The sequence below is a fragment of the Rubrivirga marina genome (assembly GCF_002283365.1).
GTDB lineage: Bacteria > Bacteroidota > Rhodothermia > Rhodothermales > Rubricoccaceae > Rubrivirga > Rubrivirga marina.
Map to the genome: position 1 here is coordinate 1,809,315 of NZ_MQWD01000001.1, position 16,345 is coordinate 1,825,659.

General features: G+C 73.5%; 11 protein-coding genes. 5 read left to right on the top strand and 6 right to left on the bottom strand.

The genetic code is table 11. The features are described 5' to 3' along the window. Window positions 1-27 precede the first annotated feature (27 nt). The 3 genes from BSZ37_RS07505 to BSZ37_RS07515 all read right to left on the bottom strand — a co-directional run bounded on the left by BSZ37_RS07505 (window position 28) and on the right by BSZ37_RS07515 (window position 4,033). Window positions 28-1,008, bottom strand: a complete 981-nt coding sequence (locus BSZ37_RS07505; protein WP_179299515.1) for a DUF4249 family protein — start codon at window positions 1,006-1,008, stop codon at window positions 28-30. A gap of 181 nt (window positions 1,009-1,189) precedes the next feature. Then, window positions 1,190-3,484 (bottom strand): TonB-dependent receptor, encoded by a 2,295-nt coding sequence (locus BSZ37_RS07510; RefSeq protein WP_095509958.1) that lies wholly within the window; start codon window positions 3,482-3,484, stop codon window positions 1,190-1,192. Between the two features lie 189 nt (window positions 3,485-3,673). Beyond that, on the bottom strand, window positions 3,674-4,033 hold the full coding sequence (locus BSZ37_RS07515; protein ID WP_095509959.1) for a hypothetical protein: 360 nt from the start codon (window positions 4,031-4,033) through the stop codon (window positions 3,674-3,676). A gap of 90 nt (window positions 4,034-4,123) precedes the next feature. Here BSZ37_RS07515 and BSZ37_RS07520 point away from each other — a divergent pair, with 90 nt between their 5' ends. Both BSZ37_RS07520 and BSZ37_RS07525 read left to right on the top strand, forming a co-directional pair. Next, window positions 4,124-5,746, top strand: a complete 1,623-nt coding sequence (locus BSZ37_RS07520) for a sulfatase-like hydrolase/transferase (RefSeq protein WP_095509960.1) — start codon at window positions 4,124-4,126, stop codon at window positions 5,744-5,746. 62 nt (window positions 5,747-5,808) lie between these two features. Beyond that, on the top strand, window positions 5,809-7,443 hold the full coding sequence (locus BSZ37_RS07525) for a sulfatase-like hydrolase/transferase (protein ID WP_095509961.1): 1,635 nt from the start codon (window positions 5,809-5,811) through the stop codon (window positions 7,441-7,443). Here the strand turns inward: BSZ37_RS07525 and uvsE are convergent. Next, window positions 7,433-8,383: a UV DNA damage repair endonuclease UvsE gene (gene uvsE, locus BSZ37_RS07530; protein ID WP_179299516.1), complete on the bottom strand. Its 951-nt coding sequence runs from the start codon at window positions 8,381-8,383 to the stop codon at window positions 7,433-7,435. The genes BSZ37_RS07525 and uvsE overlap by 11 nt on opposite strands. A gap of 111 nt (window positions 8,384-8,494) precedes the next feature. On the opposite strand from uvsE, the gene BSZ37_RS21460 reads away from it, so the two are divergent. Beyond that, entirely contained in the window at window positions 8,495-9,658 is a 1,164-nt protein-coding gene (locus BSZ37_RS21460; protein WP_143537586.1) for a lipase family protein, read from the top strand. A gap of 43 nt (window positions 9,659-9,701) precedes the next feature. Here the strand turns inward: BSZ37_RS21460 and BSZ37_RS07540 are convergent, their stop codons facing one another. Both BSZ37_RS07540 and BSZ37_RS07545 read right to left on the bottom strand, forming a co-directional pair. Then, window positions 9,702-10,703: a hypothetical protein gene (locus BSZ37_RS07540; RefSeq protein ID WP_095509963.1), complete on the bottom strand. Its 1,002-nt coding sequence runs from the start codon at window positions 10,701-10,703 to the stop codon at window positions 9,702-9,704. Window positions 10,704-10,863: 160 nt separating this feature from the next. After that, entirely contained in the window at window positions 10,864-12,273 is a 1,410-nt protein-coding gene (locus BSZ37_RS07545; RefSeq protein ID WP_095509964.1) for a M20/M25/M40 family metallo-hydrolase, read from the bottom strand. 55 nt (window positions 12,274-12,328) lie between these two features. Between BSZ37_RS07545 and BSZ37_RS07550 the strand changes: the two genes are divergently transcribed. Both BSZ37_RS07550 and BSZ37_RS07555 read left to right on the top strand, forming a co-directional pair. Then, window positions 12,329-15,049: a DUF2339 domain-containing protein gene (locus BSZ37_RS07550; RefSeq protein WP_143537587.1), complete on the top strand. Its 2,721-nt coding sequence runs from the start codon at window positions 12,329-12,331 to the stop codon at window positions 15,047-15,049. Next, window positions 15,046-16,119: a choice-of-anchor B family protein gene (locus BSZ37_RS07555; protein ID WP_095509966.1), complete on the top strand. Its 1,074-nt coding sequence runs from the start codon at window positions 15,046-15,048 to the stop codon at window positions 16,117-16,119. Before BSZ37_RS07550 ends, BSZ37_RS07555 begins: the two co-directional genes overlap by 4 nt. The last annotated feature ends 226 nt before the right edge of the window (window positions 16,120-16,345 follow it).

The window sequence follows — 16,345 nt, forward strand, 5'->3', positions numbered from 1 at the left end:
CCTCGGTGACGAGGCGGGCGCACTCGGCTAGAACGACGGCTCGCGGAGCGTCGTCCGGACCTCCACGAGCGCGTACGAGCCGAACACGCCGAGCCCGCCCTCCACGTTCGTCACGAGGTTGGGGATCTCGCCCGGCGACAGCGTCGAGCCCCCGCCCTGGACCGCCTGCGACTCGACGAACGCCTCCAGCGCCGCGTCCACCGAGATCAGTCGGACGGCGTACGGCCCGTAGAACGTGAACCCGATAAACGGGACCTGCACCAGGAGCGTCCCGTCGGCCCGCTCGATGTAGCTGGCCTCGTTGATGATGGGCGAGGTCCCGGTCGTGAAGTCGTCGTCGCTCGGGTCCTCGTCGCAGAGGAGCGTCCCGCCGGCCTCCTCCTCGCAGTCGAGGAAGCGGCGGACGATCGGCACCGGGAGGAACGTCTCGGGGTCGGGCACGCTCCGGTACAGCGTGTCGCCGTCGACGCCGACCGGCTCGAAGGCGGCCGGCGCGAGGGCGCGTGTCGAGGCGATGAACGCCGCCCGCCGCTCGGCCGTCGTCGACCGCGTGATGACGACCTCGGGTCCCTGACCGGCGCCGTAGACCACCTCGCCGGGCGGGCCCTGCACGAGCTCCACGGCCGGCGGCGTCGTGGTCGTGGCCGTGAGCCGGTCGCGGGCCTGCACGTCGAGCCGGTACGTCCGCTGCGGGAGGACCGTCACCGTGCCGTCGAGCGGGACGTAGGTGCCCGCCTCGGCCTCGGCGTAGGGGTAGACGGCCTCGTCGGAGCCGTCGGCCGCGAGGAGCGTGACGGTCACGGTCGCGCCCGAGACCGCCATGTCGGCCGGGTCGAACACGTCGAGGAGCGGGGCGACCTCGGAGAGCGCCACCGGTGGGAGCGCCTCGCCGACGCCGAGGGAGGCTGAGACCACGAGCTGCGGGTCGAGGTCGTCGTCGGTGGTCCCGTCGCAGCCGCCGACGAGCACGACCAGCGCGAGGAGGAGCAGGGGGAGGAGCGCGCGCATCAGGCGAGAGCCGAACGGCAAGGAGGTGTCATCCTGAGGGGCGGAGCGAGGAGGGGACTCGCCGGACTCGGCCGGAACGCCCATCGGCACGCCGAGGCGGACGACGCGAGATCCTCGGCTGCGCCGACCTTCCGGTTCGCTGCGCTCAAGATGACGGGGGAGGGAGGTCGTCGCCATCGTCCTAGAAGGCGAGCGAGAGGGACACGTTGGGGAGCACCGGGAGCTGGCGGACCTCCGTGACCTCGACCGGGTTCTCGTCGAAGTCGTACACGAAGAACCACAGGTTCCGGCGGTTGTAGACGTTGACGAGCTGGAGCTGGAGCTCGTAGTCGGCGAACGACCAGCGGCCCCGCTTCGTCGCGCCGATGTCGACGCGGTGGTAGGGCGGCAGGCGCGACGTGTTGAGCCCGTTGACGAACAGCCCGTTGAGCGTGCCGTCGCCGAACGGGAAGCCGGGGATCTCGTAGCGCCCGCTCGGGACGGTGTAGGCCTGGCCGGTCGCGTACGAGCCGGCGGCCGTGGCCTCCCAGCCGCGCCCGAGGTCGTACTGGAGGACGACCGTCAGGTCGTGGAGCCGGTCGTACTTCGGCGGGAAGGTTTCCCGGAACTGCTGGAGGTCCGGGTAGCGCCGCCGCGTCGCGCCGATGGTGTACGACGTGAGGCCCGTCAGCCGGCCCAGCCCTTTTTCCAGGAGGAACTCCGCGCCGTAGGCGTAGCCCTCGCCGAACCGGAACAGCTCGCGGTAGCTCAGCCCGGCCACGTCCTGGTTGTTCGGGTCGATGTCGAACAGGTCGCGGAGCGTCCGGCCGTAGACCTCGACGTCGAGCCGGTACGCCTCGCCCAGGTTCGTCTTGACGCCGAGCACGACCTGCTCGCTCGCCTGCGGCGGCACGCCGACGCCCGTCGTGACCCACGTGTCGAAGCCCGAGAACGACTCGTTCGAGATGAGCGAGAGGAACTGGTGGTAGCGCCCGGCCGCGGCCTGGACCACGACGTTCTCGCCGAACGTCCGCTCGACCTGGAGCTGGGGCGACACGCGGAGGTAGGCCGAGGGCTCCGGGTCAACGGCGTCCGTGAGGTCGTCGGTCACGCTCCGGAAGTACTCGGCCCGGAGGCCGCCGGTCACGATCCACCCACTCCCCGGCCGGAGCTTGCCCTGCACGTAGCCCGAGGCGTAGCGCGACGGGTTCGAGTAGTCGGTCTGGACGCTCTCGTTGAACGAGCTCTGGAGGCCGAGATTCAACACGCCGCCCCAGACGCCGGTCCGCGCCTCGAACGTCTGGTTGGGCAGCCACTCCACGTCGAGCCGGCCCGAGTAGTCGGTGAGCGTGTTGGGCCGCTCGAACTCGGTCTCGGCGAACGACCCGACCGGGTAACTGAAGTAGCGGCTGGCCGTGAGGCGGGCCTGCGCGAAGGCCGTCCCCGACAAGACCCGGTTGTAGGCCAGCGAGGCCGTCCGGTTGCCGTAGTCGAGATCGAACCGCGCGTCGTCGCCGAAGGGCACCACGACCTGGTCGCGGCCGGCGTAGGCCGCCAGCGAGATCCGGTCGTTCGGCCCCAGGTCCACGCCGACCTTGCCGTTGAGGTCGTAGAAGTAGAAGCTCTCCGGGATGCCGTCCTGGTCGAGGTTCTCGCGGAGGACGGCGAGGAGCGGCTCGAGCGTGCTCCGGCGGGCGTTCAGCGAGTACGACCCGTTCACGCCCGGGAGGGGGCCCTCGATGCCCACGCGGCTCGCCAGGAGGCCGGCCGTCAGCGATCCGTGCGTCTCGTTCCGGTTGCCGTCGCGGTTGTAGATGTCGACGACGCTCCCGAGGCGGCCGCCGTACGTGCTCGGGTAGGCCCCCTTGTAGAGGCGGACGTCCTTGATGGCCTCCGTGTTGAACGTCGAGAAGAAGCCGAAAAAGTGGGTCGGGTTGTAGACCGTCGTCCCGTCGAGCAGGATGAGCGTCTGGTCCGGCGAGCCGCCACGGATGTAGAGGGCCGACGAGAAGTCGGACGAGGCCTTGACGCCCGGGAGGAGCTGGATCGAGCGGAAGAGGTCCGCCTCGAAGACGGTCGGGAGGGCCTCGACGAGGTCGATCGACACGTTCTGCGTGCCCGGCGCGCGCTCTTCCTCGATCGGCTCCTCGGCCTCGACCACGACCTCGTCGGACGTGAGCCCCTCGGGCGGGAGATCGAGGTCGAGCCGTCGCGTCGCGCCGGGCGCCAGCGTCACGGTCTGGCGGGCCGTCTCGTAGCCGACGTAGCTGGCGACGACCGTGACCTCACCCGCGTCGAGCCCACCGAGCGTGTAGAACCCCTGGACGTTGGTGGCCGCCCCGCGCGTCGTGCCGTCGACACGGACGGTGGCCTGGATGAGCGTCTCGCCGGAGGCCGCGTCGCGGACGTAGCCGTTGAGCGTGGCCGGTTGGGCGCTGGCGCCGGCCGCGAGGGCGAGGGCCAGCAGCAGGAGCCGGGAAAGCGTCGGAAGGGGCATCCGGTCGGGGGGACGACGGGGAAGGGGGCCGGCCTCGGCAAGCTGGCCGACCGTGCGGCCGCAGCCCGTGGGAAACCAGCGAAATGCGACGGCCTCGCCGCGCAGGCGCCGAACGAAGCCACACGGTGCAGGGTTACGGTTCCGTGAGCCCGTCCCGCCTCGGGACACTCCCCGAGGTGGACGACCTCGCTAGCGGACGCGGTCGAGCCACGGGCGCTCGCCGAGGCAGAACGTCGAGGTGTCGGCCTCGAGGCGGCGCGGGGTGGGGCCGGCCGGGTAGCGCGAGGTGGCGCTGCCGAGGTTCCACCTCAAGAGGAGCGCGCCGTCCTCGACGGCCCACGAGTGGACCGAATCGACGCGGACCGAGTCGGGGTGCTCGTAGCTCCACGCCATGAGCCCGTCGGGGCGGAGACGGACGTAGGCCGTGGCGATCTCGGGGGCGGGGCAGACCTCGCGCCACGTGGTCCCGACGAGGTCGGCGCGGGAGAGGCGGGCGACGCCGGCGCAGGCGGCGAGCGCGAGGGCGGCGAGGAGGAGAGAGCAGCGCATGGGAGTCGAATCTACGATTCGAATAGTAGTCCGTCATCCCCTGGCGCGTGCCTCGCCGAATTGCGCGGGCGGGTCTAGCTTGGGCGGCCCATGCGCACCGCCGTCCTCGCCGCCCTTCTGGTTCTCGTCGCCGCGCCCGGTGTGGCCCAACCCGACGTGGTCCTGATCGTGGCCGACGACCTCGGCTTCGGCGACGTCGGGTACAACGGGTCCGACATCCAGACCCCGCACCTCGACCAGCTCGCGGCCGAGGGGCTCGTGCTCGACCGGTTCTACGTGTCGCCGCTGTGCTCGCCGTCGCGCGCCGGCCTCCTCACGGGCCGCTACGGCGTCCGCATGGGGATCAACGAGCCCGTCTCCCACTCCGACACGCTCGGGCTCCCACCGGCGGAGGTCACGCTCGCCGAGTACCTCGACGACGCGGGCTACGAGACGGCCATGGTCGGCAAGTGGCACCTCGGCGACGACTGCCCCTTCCACCCGCTCCAGCAGGGGTTCGACTCGTTCGTCGGCCTCCTCAGCGGCGGCGCGAGCTACTTCGACCGGCGCAACGTCGTCGGGCTCGACTGGTGGCGCGACGCGGCGCCGGTCGACACGGGGGGGTACACGACGGACCTCATCGCGGCCGAGGCCGTCGAGGTCCTGTCGAGGCCGCGCGACGGGCCTCTTTTCCTGTACCTCCCGTTCACGGCGCCCCACACGCCGCTCCACGCGCTTGAGGAGGACCTCGTGCTCTACCCCGGCGTCGCCGAACCGCATCGGACGTTCGCCGCCATGACCACGGCGCTCGACCGTGCGGTCGGGCGCGTCATGGCGTCCGTCCGCGCCTCGGGCCGCCCGACGCTCGTGTGGTTCCTGTCCGACAACGGGGCCGTCGAAGACTTCGGCGGGAGCAACGGGGGGCTCCGTGGCGGCAAGGGCCAGCATTGGGAGGGCGCCATCCGCGTGCCCTCCGTGGTGTGGTACCCCGAGTGGGGCGCGGGCGAGGTCTCGCACCCCGTGTGGTACCTCGACGTCCTCCCGACCGTCCTCGGGCTCCTCCCCCAGCCGCCCACCCCCGTGAACCCGCTCGATGGGACCGACCAGGGCGCGTTTCTCGCGGGCGCCCCGCCCGATGCCTCCGTGCTCGAACGGACGCTCTTCTCATACCGCCGGACGGGCACCGATGGCTACTGGCTCGCCGCCCAGAGCGCTCTCTGGAAGTACGCCGAGCACCGGACGCCCGACCGGACCGCGGTCGATCTGTTCCGCATCGACCTCGACCCGTACGAGCAGGCCGATAGCAGTCGGTCGTATCGAGGCCAGGTGGCCGCGATGCGCCAAGCCGCCATCGCCTTCACCGAGCTGACGCTCCCGGGTGCGGCCCACGACGAGACGCTTACGATCGACCGGCCGCCGGACCTCGCCGAGTGCTCCGGGATCCTCACGACGCCCCCCGGGCCGCCCCCTGGCGGGCTCTCGCTCCGCGTCGGGCCGAACCCGCTCCGCGACGACAGCGCGGTCCGCATCGAAACGGACCGGTACCGAGAGGTCCGGGTGGACCTGTTCGACCTGCTGGGCCGCCGCGTGCGGACCCTCTTCACAGGGACGGTCGAGGCCGGCGGGCGGCGAGCGGTTCCGCTCCGGCCGGGCGGCCTCCCGAGCGGCGTGTACATCGTCCGCGTGACGGCCTCGGGCGCCTCGATGTCGGCGCGGGTCGTGGTGGCGCGGTAGGGGCGTAGGGAGTCGCCCCCCGTCTTGATGGGTATCTAGGGAGGCGAGTCCACTTCGTTTGCGTGTCGACCGTTCGGACCGTCCTGCTCTGCCTGGTGGCCGCGGTGGCGGCCCGTGCCCAGCCGTTGAGCGGCGTCCTGCCGGACGTCGTGATCATCGTGGCCGACGACGTCGGGTTCGGTGACGTGGGGTACAACGGGTCCGACATCCGAACGCCCAACTGGGATCGGCTGGCGGCCGAGGGCGTCGTGCTCGACCGGTTCTACGCCGCCTCGCAGTGCTCGCCGTCGCGGGCCGCGCTCCTGACGGGCCGCTACGGGCTCCGCATGGGGATCAACGACCCGGTGAGTCCGGCCGACACGATCGGGATTCCGCTGTCGGAGGTCACCCTCGCTGAGGCGCTCGGGGCGGCCGGATACGAGACGGCGGCGGTGGGGAAGTGGCATCTCGGCGACGAGTGCCACCAGCACCCGACGCGCCACGGGTTCGACTCGTACGTCGGCGTTCTGGGTAGCGGGGCGCACTACTTCGACCGGAGCACGTACTGGGGCACGGACTGGTGGCGGAACCACGAGGTCGAACAGGTCGAGGGGTACACGACCGACCTCCTCGCCGTCGAGGCCGTCGAGGTCCTGTCGCGCCCTCGCGACGGCCCGGTCTTCCTGTACCTCCCATTCACGGCGTCGCACGGCCCCTTCGAAGCGCGCCCCGAGGACCTCGCCGACTACGCCCACCTCGGCGAGCCGCGCCGGACGTTCGCCGCCATGACGGCCCGCCTCGACTGGGCCATCGGCGAGGTCATGGACGCCATCCGGCGGACCGGCCGACCGACGCTCGTGTGGGTCCTCTCCGACAACGGCGGTCACGACCGCCAGGGCGCGAGCAACGGCCCGCTCCGCGGCCGGAAGGGCCTCACGCTTGAGGGGGGCATCCGCGTCCCGTCGGTGGTGTGGTACGCCCCGCTGGGAGCGGGCCGCGTCGAGCACCCGGTCTGGATCGCCGACGTGCTCCCGACGCTCCTGAGCCTGGTCGAGGTGGAGCGCCCGGCCGGCCCGCCGCTCGACGGCGCCGACCAGTCGGCGCAGCTGGCAGGCGCGCCGCCGACCGACGCGCTCCTCGACCGCGTCCTGTTCTCGTACCGCCGCGTCGACGCCGACACGCTGTACTGGCTCTCGGCCCAGACGGCCCGGTGGAAGTTCGTCCGCGAGCCGTCGCGCCGCGCGCCGCGCGAGGCGCTCTACCGGATCGACCTCGACCCGTTCGAGGCGGCCGACAGCCTCGACGTCTACCCGGAGCGGGCGGCGTGGCTCCGCGACCAGGCCCTCGCCTTCCGCGATCAGACGTGGCCGGGCGCCTCCCACGACCTGTCGCTCACCGACCTCGCCGTGCCCGACCTGTCCGCGTGCCCGCAGGCCCTCCCGAGTACGCCGAGGCCAACCGACTTCGACGTCTGGGTGGGCCCGAACCCGTTCGCCTCGCAGACCACGGTCCGGCTGCGGATGCCGGCGTCGGCGGCGGTCCGCGTCGACGTGCTCGACGCGCTGGGGCGCCGCGTGCGGACCCTCTTCGAGGGGGCGGTCACGGACCCCGAGGTGGCTGTGCCGTTCCGGGCCGGAGGGCTCCCGAGTGGGGTCTACCTCGTCCGCGTGTCGCGTGGCGGCCCGGCCGTCTCGGTCCCCGTCGTGCTCACGCGGTAGCCTCGGCCGCCTCGGGCGTCTCCATCGGGATCGCGCGGTCGGGCCCCTCGCCGGTCTCGAGGTAGCGCCGGACCTCGAGGAGCGCGACCTCCTTCTGCTTGGCCTCCAGCATCAGGTCGTACGGCGCGTCGGGCTCGCCGACGCCGGCCATCACCTCCACCAACTCGTCGACGTCGTCCATGTGGAGGTAGTCGGCGTGGCCGGTGCGGGTGCCGGGCTTGTGGGACGACAGGTGGAGCTTGGGCGCCCGCCCGACCCACGTCGCGACGGCCCGCTCCAGGAGCTCCCCGAGGCCGGCGTCCCACGTGTCACCGGACGGGTTGAGCTTGTGGTGGAACAGGTCAACGATGACGGGAAGGCCCGTCCGCTCCGCCAGCCCGACGGTTTCCTCGAGCGTGTACGTCGTGTCGTCGTTCTCGATCGCGAGCCGCCCGCGGGCCTCGTCGCCCAGCCGGTCCAGGTTGTGCGCGAACCGGTCCATCGCCGCCTCCTTGTCGCCGTAGGCCCCGCCGACGTGGAGCGTCATGGTGTCGCCGCCCATGAGCTTGAGGACCTGCGCCTGGAAGTCGAGCTCGTCGACTGAGTTCTGGACGACCTCCTCGCGCGGGCTGTTGAGGACGGTGTACTGCCCGGGGTGGCTCGTGAGGCGGATCCCCTCGGCCTTGACGAGCCGGCGGATGTCGCGGAACAGCCAGTCGAACGCCTCGGCCCAGTCGAACGGGAACGCCGGGAGCGGGCCGAAGGGGATCAGGTCCGACGAGATCCGGAAGAAGCGGAGGTCGTGCTCAGCGTTCCACCGGAGCGCGTCGCGGACGTCCTCCAGGTTCTGCGTGATGACGGGGATGACCGCCTCGGTGCGGAGGTTGGCGAGGCGGACGGTCCGGGACTTCGTGCCCAGCGTCGTGTTGATGCAGGCGTAGCCGAGGTGGCGGAGGCGCATGGCGCGGCGCGGGGAAGGAGGGTGGGCGTACGCGGGCGGCCCGGCGAGTGTCCCATACGTGCCGGGCGGTCGGGGGCTACGCGGTATCGTTCGGCGCTGCGCCCCGGTCCCATGATCATCCATACCACGCCGGCACCTCCCGAGCCGCCGCCCGAGCCCGCTCGAGACGCAGCGGGGCTCCTCCCGCCCGGCGCCGTTCCGCACGCCGAGCGGTACCAGACGCTCGGGCCGCTCGCGGTCGACCTCGCCCTCGCCGCGTATTGGAAACCCGGCCCGCTCCGCGCGGCGCTCGAGGCGGCCGGGGCCACCGACGTCCTCACGGTCCGGTCGGGGAGCCAGTTCGCCGTCGCGTGCCGAATCGGTCGCCGGGCCTGGGTCGCCTTCCGCGGGTCCGACGACCTCGACGACTGGATCGTCAACGTGACGTTGCGCGGGTCCGTGCCCGAGGCGCCGTGGGTCAAGCCCGATCCGGCGCTCACGGGGTGCCATCCCGGCTTTGGAACGGCGTGGAGCGGTCTCCGCCACGACCTCGCCGACTGGTTCGACCGGGTCGAGCCGGAGGCCGTCGTGCTCGCGGGCCACTCGTTGGGCGGGGCCCTCGCGACGCTGTCCGCGGCCTCACTCGCGCGGGCCGGCCGGTGGGTCGAGGCCGTGATCACGATCGGCGCCCCGCGGGTCGGACGTCCGGCGTTCGCGGCCGCCTACGCTGCGCTGACCACGGGGCCCGAAGCGATCTCCCTCCGCGCGGTCACCTGGCGGGTCGTCAACCCCGGCGACGCTGTGCCGGCCGTCCCCCCCACGCTCCTCGGGTTCGATCACGTGGGAGAGGAGGTCCTCCTCGAGCCTCGACACCCGCTGCTGGGAACGGGGGGGCCGACGCTCCAGACCTCGCCGCTCGGGGCGTTCTTCCAGTTTGTCGAGTCGGTCTGGATCGGCACGCCTGCTTGGGCGCTGTCCGCCGCGGGACGCTGGGGCGCGCGCCGGAAGGCCGATCATGCCAAGGGGCTCTATGGGGCCATCTTCCGTGCATCGGAGGCGCCGCTCGCGCCCCTCCGGGTCTCCGCCGAGGAGCATGCGGCGAACACGGACGACCCCACGCCGCCGAGCCCAGCCGCTCGGCGCCTCCGCCTGGGGGTGGTCGTCGCCCTCGTCGCCGTCGTGGCGGGCGCGCTGTGGGGGACGTACGTGCTGGCCCCGGAGCTGACCGCGGCGCTGGCGGTCGGCCTGGTGCTGTTCGGTTTCCTGGAGTGGGTCGTTCGGGCGGACGTCCTGTGACTCCGCCGGGTGTCCCCGCCTCGGCGCCGAGGCGGGAGGAGCCTCAGAGCCCGCCGAGCAGTCCCGAGAGCGCCTCGTCGTCGGCGGTGCCCGAGCGCGGACGGGCCGACGGCGGGGCGAAGGCCCCGCCCGACCGGATCGAGACGTCGACGGCCCGGAGCAGGTCGGACAGCGCGGCCTCCCCCTTCCGGAGCCCCGACGCGTAGGCGGCCCGGTAGCCGGCGTAGGTCAGCGCGCCCGTCCCGGTCGACCCGAGCCCGGCGCCCGTCGCCGCGATGAGGCCGCCGTCGCCGAGGGCGATTCCGAGAGCGAGCCCGAAGGCCCCGCCGAGGGCCGCGACCAGCCCCGTGAGCCAGCCGCCGACGGTGAAGTTGCGGGCCTTGCCGTGGCGGAGGTCGACGGTCACCGTCGCCTCGGTGCGCCCGTCGCCGAGCGGGTGGAGCGTGACGACGGCCCGCGTGAGGTCGGCGATCGTCATGGCATACGAGAACGGCGTGTAGCCGCCGGTCTGCGCGGCCATCGCCCCGACCTGCGGGACGTCGAAGATGAGGACGGAGTCGGTGAGGGCGTCGCTCTCGCCGACGACCTCGGCCAGCGTCAGGCGGTAGGGGTCGGCGGGGAAGACGCGCTCCATGGCGGCGAGGACCGCGTCGGGCGCGGCCCGGAAGGTCCGCGTGACGCTCAGCCGCTCGACGTCGGTGCCGAGGAACGCCGAGGCCCGGGCGTGCCGCGCGTCCGAGACCGGGGTCGTGGCCAGCCCCTCCGCGGCGACCTCGCGCCAGGCCAGCTCCAAGAAGCCGGAGTCGATCCCGGCGGCCTCGGCGATCTCGATCACCTCCGCTCGCGTGAACGCGGCCCGGTCGGGCTCATTCGGCGCGTGCGTTCGGGCGAGCGTCTCGGAGCGGGCGTCGAGCCGGCGGGCGGCCTCGGCCTGAAGCCGGGCCGCGGCCCGCCACACGCGCCGGGCGTCGGCCTCGGCGACGGTGTCTTCGGTCGGCGGCTCGGGGGGGCGGACGGCGTGGCGAGGCCGGCGGCGTCGGGCCAATCGACGGCGTCGTCCGACTCGGCGGAGACGTCCTCGGCGGAGCGGGCGGGACGGGGGCGTTCCATGAGGGTGGGCCGGCCTGGAGGGGGGGCAGCTTGGCAAGAGCAGCGCAAACGTCCGCCGGGTGTCCCCGCCTCGGCGCCGAGGCGGGGACACCCGGCTAATTCGAGGCCGACGTACCGTGCGGGAGCCGCTCCGGCATCTCGGCGGCGACGTAGATCAGGATCGCCGTCGCGGCCACGGCGCGCTGGACGTGCGCCGGGTCCAGCTTGTCGATCGTGTCGGCCGGCGTGTGGTGGTAGACGAAGTAGTCGCCGTTGTCGGTCCGCAGGCTGAGGCCGGGCACGCCGTCGCGCATCATCGGGCCGATGTCGGCACCGCCGCCGCCCTCGGTGATCCCCGCCGGGCCGGCGTCCGCGTCCGTCTTGAGGAGGCCCTCCAGGAGCGGCTCGACGCGCGCCGCCAGGAGCTCGCGTCCCCCCTCGCCGCCGGAGTAGCCGAACCCGACGGGGTCGAACAGGCCGCTGTCGCTCTCCAACGCGAGCTGGATGTGGGAGACGCGGTCGCCCAGCGAGTCGCGGAACGCCTGGGCCCCGCGGAGCCCGTTCTCCTCGTTCGTCCACAGCGCCACCTGGACGGTCCGGCGCGGGCGGAGGCCGAGATCGTGGAGCAGGCGGACGGCCTCCCACGTCACGACGCAGCCCGCGAGGTCGTCGTGGACGCCCTGCCCGACGTCCCACGAGTCGATGTGGCCGCCGAGGATCACCAGCTCGTCCGGACTCTCCCGGCCCGTGACCTGCGCGATCGCGTTGCGCGACATCCGGTCGGCCCGCGTCTCGGCGCCCATCGTGAGGCGGACGACCGGGCGCTCGCCTCGGGCCTGGATCCGGTGGAGCCACTCGGCGCCCTCGATCGTGAGCGCGGCGTGCGGGATTTCGGGGATACCCTCGCCGTAGCGCATCGTCCCGGTGTGCGGCGTGCTCAGGCCGCTCGGCCCGACCGACCGGACGAGGCTGGCGACGGCCCCGGCCTCGGCCGCCGCGGCGGCCCCCGCGGTCCGGTACTGGACCGTTTGCCCGTACGTCGTGAACGGCACGTCGAACAGGACGATGCGCCCGGCGGCCTCGTCGGCGCGCTCCGTCAGCTCCTCGAACGACGTCACGACGAGGACCTCGGCCTCGATGCCCTCGGGCGGCGTCGCGACGCTCCCGCCGAGGCCGAGCATCGGCAGGTCGAACTCGCCGTGCGGCGTCACGAGCGTGGCCGACTCCTCGCCGCGGACCCACGTCGGGACGAGCGCCGGCTGGCCGCGGACGCCCTCGAGCCCGTCGGCGCGCATGGCGTCGAGGATCCAGTCGAGGGCCGCCTCGAGCGCGTCGGAGCCCGAGAGGCGCGGGCCGAACGTCGTGGCGATGTGGGCGACGCGGTCGTAGGCCGCGCTGTCGGCCAGGGCCGCCTCGGTGATTCGGGCGGCGGCCTCGGCGTAGGGCGCCGACGGGTCGGGCTGGGCGTGGGCCCCGGGGGCGAGGGCCGACAGGCCGACGAGCGCGAGGAGGGCGGCGAGGCGCATGGTGCAATCGGACGGGGACGCCAAGCTAGCCCGCATCTAGCTTCGGGCCGTGCGCGTGCTCCGCTTCCTCCTCACGGCCCTGTTCGTCCTCGTCGCCCTGTGGGCCGCGGCGGAGACAAATGACGAGTCGGTTGCCGTGCTGGCGCTCGCCGTCGGCGTGCTCGTGGCGCTGCGGCTGGTCGACGGCGCTCGGCTCCGTGCGCTCCGGCAGCGCGTCGAGGCACTGGAGCGGGGCGCGGCCTCGGCCCCACTCGCCGCCTCGGCCCCGCCTGCCGCCGACGTGCCCGTTCTCGACGTGCCCGACGTCGGCACGCCTCCCGAGCCGGCGCGGCGGGTGCGCCCCCCGACCGACCGACCGAGGCGGGCGCGGCCGTCGCTCCCGTCGCTCTCGCTCGACGACCTCCCACCGCCGCTCCGCCGGGCGTGGGACTTCGCGACGGGCGGCAACCTGTTCGCGCGGATGGGCCTGCTCATCCTGTTCGTCGGCCTCGGGCTTTTGATCCGCTACGCCGTGGCGCAGGGCGTGATCTCGGTCGAGGTCCGGCTCGCGTTCGTGGCCGCGGTCGGGCTCGGGTTCGTCGCACTCGGCTGGCGGCTCCGAAGGGGCACGCCCGGGTTCGGCCTCACGCTCCAGGGCGGCGGCGTGGCGACGCTCTACCTCACGGTCTACGCTGCGTACGCGCTCTACGGGCTGCTCCCGTCGCTCCTGGCGATCGTGCTGATGGGCGTCGTGGCCGTCGCGTGCGGCGCGCTGGCGGTCGTCCAGAACGCGCCCGGGCTGGCGGTCCTCGGCGTGACCGGCGGGTTCGCGGCGCCGGTGCTGGCGGGGACGGCCGAGGGCAACCACGTCCTGCTCCTCAGCTACTACGCGCTCCTCAACCTCGGCGTGCTCGGCGCGGCGTGGGCGAAGGGCTGGCGGTCGGTCGCCGTCGTCGGGTTCCTGTCGACGTTCGTGACGGGGGGGCTGTGGGGCGGGCTGAGCTATCGGCCCGAGTGGTTCGCGTCGGTCCAGCCGTTCGTGGTCCTCAACTTCGCAATCTACCTCGCCCTGGCGGTTCGCTTCGCGCTGCGGACGGCGAAGACGGGCGCGACGCCGGAGCGGGCGCTCGCGGTCGACGGCGCGCTCGTGTTCGGCCTCCCGGCGGCGACGTTCGTGCTCCAGGCGGGCCTCGTCGAGGGCGTCGTCCCGTTCGGGCGGGCGTGGAGCGCGGCGGTGCTGGCCGTCGTGTACCTCGTCGGCGCCGGCCTCCTGCGCCAGCGCGCCGGCGTGCGGCTCCTCGCCGACGCGTTCCTCGCCATCGGCCTCGCGTTCGCGACGCTGGCGCTTCCGCTGGCCTTCCAGCGCGTCGTGTTCGGGGCGATGTGGGTGCTGGAGGGCGCCGGGCTCGTGTGGGTCGGCGGCCGGCAGGGCAAGCGGTGGATGCGCCTCGGCGGGCTCGCGCTCCAGGCCGTCGCCGCGACGTTCCTGTTCGTCGAGGGCGTCCTCGCGCCGTCCGGCACGTTCTTGCCCGAGACGCTCACCGGCTGGATCGTCGCCCTCGGCCTCGGCCTCTCGGCCTACGTGCTCCGCCCCCGGCCCGAGGCTGGGTCCGCCGACCTCGACGCCGAGGCGGAGGGGGGCGAGCCCGAGCACACCGCCGTCCTCGCCGGTCCGCGGTGGGACCGCGTCGAGCGCTTCGCCGCGCGCGCGTTCCTCGGCTTCGCCCTGTTCTGGTGGACCACGACGGCCGCGGTCCACGTGCTCGACCTCGCGGCCGAGCGGCACCAGCTGGCGGCGATGCTCGGCGCGGCGGCCCTCTCGGCGGCCCTCTTCCTCGGCCTCGGGCGCGCGCTCGGGTGGGCCGCGCTTCGGGCGTCGTCGTTCGGGCTCGTCGGCGCGGGGTGGGCGCTCTGGGGCGTCGCGCTCGTCACCGAGGCGGACGCGGTCGCCCAGTGGCGAGGCCTCGCGTGGCTCGCCGTGTTCGCCGTGGCGTGGCTCGCGCTCCGCGTCGAGCGGGCGCACCGGCTCCGAGCGCCGGCCTTCATGGGGACCGTCTGGCTGGCCGTCGCCGTCCTCGCCTGGGCGCTCGCCGACACCGTCGGCGCCGCGACCGCGGGCGGGTGGGCAACGGGCGCGGCCGGCGCCGTGATCGCGGTCGGGCTCCTCCTGGCCGTCCGGATCCCGGCCACGGCCGCCGCGGCGCGCACGTGGGAGTGGAGCGTCGCCGGGCTCGTGCTGGCGGCGACGCTATGGACGCTCGGGTCGTGGTCCAGCGCCGGCGCCGCCGATCCGCTCCCGACGCTCCCCGCCCTCAACCCGCTCGGCCTGCCGACGATCGCGATCCTCCTCGGGCTCCGGGCCGCGTGGCGTGTGCTCCCCGACTGGCGGCGCGCGCTGGACGTCCTCGTCGGCGCCCTCGGCTTCGGCGCTCTCACCGTCGAGGTGTTCCGCGGGGCTCACGCCCTCGGCGCCGCGCCGTGGACCGCCGACGGCCTGTACACGTCGTCGACGGCGCAGGCGGCGCTGGCCGTCACGTGGACCGTGCTGGCCCTCGTGCTGGCCGTCGCCGCCGTCCGCCGCGAGAGCCGCGGGCTGTGGTTCTTCGGCGCCGCGGTGTTCGGGGCCGTCGTCCTCAAGCTGTTCCTCGTGGACCTCTCGCAGGCCGAGGCGCTCGTCCGCATCGTCGCGTTCATCGCGGTCGGCGCGATCGGGCTGCTGATCGGATACCGCGCCCCGCTGCCGCCGCGCCGCGCCGAGGCCGTACGTTCCGAGGAGACCTCGTCACCACCGCCATGATCCGCCTCTTCGCCGCCGTCCTCCTCCTCACGGCGTCCGTCAGCGCCCAGACGCTCGAGCTCATCGGGACCGTCGACCTCCCCGCCATCGTCACCGACTCGCTCGAGACGGGCGGCTCCGACGTGTGGGGCTACGTCGCGCCCGACGGCGCCGAGTACGCCATCATGGGCGACATCGAGGGCGTCTCGGTCGTCGCCGTGCCCTCGCTCGAGGTCGTCGCCCGTGTGCCCGGTCCCACGAACGACGCCCGCTGGTACTGGCGCGACATCAAGACGTACGGGCGCTACGCCTACGTCGTGACCGAGGCCTACGGGCCGAGCGAGGGCCTCCAGATCCTCGACCTCAGCGGGCTCCCGGAGCGCGTCGAGGAGGTCGCCGTCGTCCGCGGCCCCGACGACGCGTTCGTCTCGTCGCACAACCTGTCGATCGACACGGCCACGGGCCACGCCTACGTGCTCGACTCCGACGGCGAGTCGGTCTACGTCCTCAGCCTGGCGGACCCCGTCGCTCCCGAGGTCGTCGCCCGGCTCGACGTCGGCGACGTCCACGACGTGTACGCCCACGAAGACCGGGCCTACGTCGCCGAGGGGCGGAACCCGACGTACTCGATCTGGGACCTGAGTGACAAGAGCGCGCCCCAGCTGGTCAGCCGCGTGACGGTCCCGAACGCCGGCTACGTCCACAACATCTGGCCGACCGACGACGGCCGGCACGTCCTCACGACGGAGGAGACGGCCGAGAAGACGGTCAAGGTGTGGAACGTGGAGGCCCCCGAGAACCCGGAGCTCGTGGGCGAGTGGCTCGGGGCGAACCGGATCGCCCACAACGTGCTCGTCCGCGGGCGCTACGCGTTCCTGTCGCACTACTCGGCCGGCGTCTACGTGCTGGATCTGGCCGACCTCGCGAACCCGGCCGTCGTCGCCCACCACGACACGTACCCGAAGAACGACGACGTGGCGATGGACGGCAACTGGGGCGCGACGCTGCCGTCGCCGGGCGGCTACGTCTACGGCAGCGACGGGACCGGCCAGCTCACCGTCCTCCGCTGGACGCCGCCAGCGGACTCGTAGGGGAAAGGCGAGGGGGACGAGGCAAGAGGCAGGGAGCCTCGGCCCGGCCTCCTCCGCCGCGGCGCCGAGGCGAGCAGGGAGGGCTTGTCATCCCGAACGCAGTGAAGGATCTCGCGCCGGCCGCCGTGGCGCTCCGAGGAGCGTGGCGGTCGCGTTCGATGAGATCCTTCGCATTCGCTCAGGATGAACGCATTCCTTGAGGGGACCGAATCTGGCTGGGCCCTCT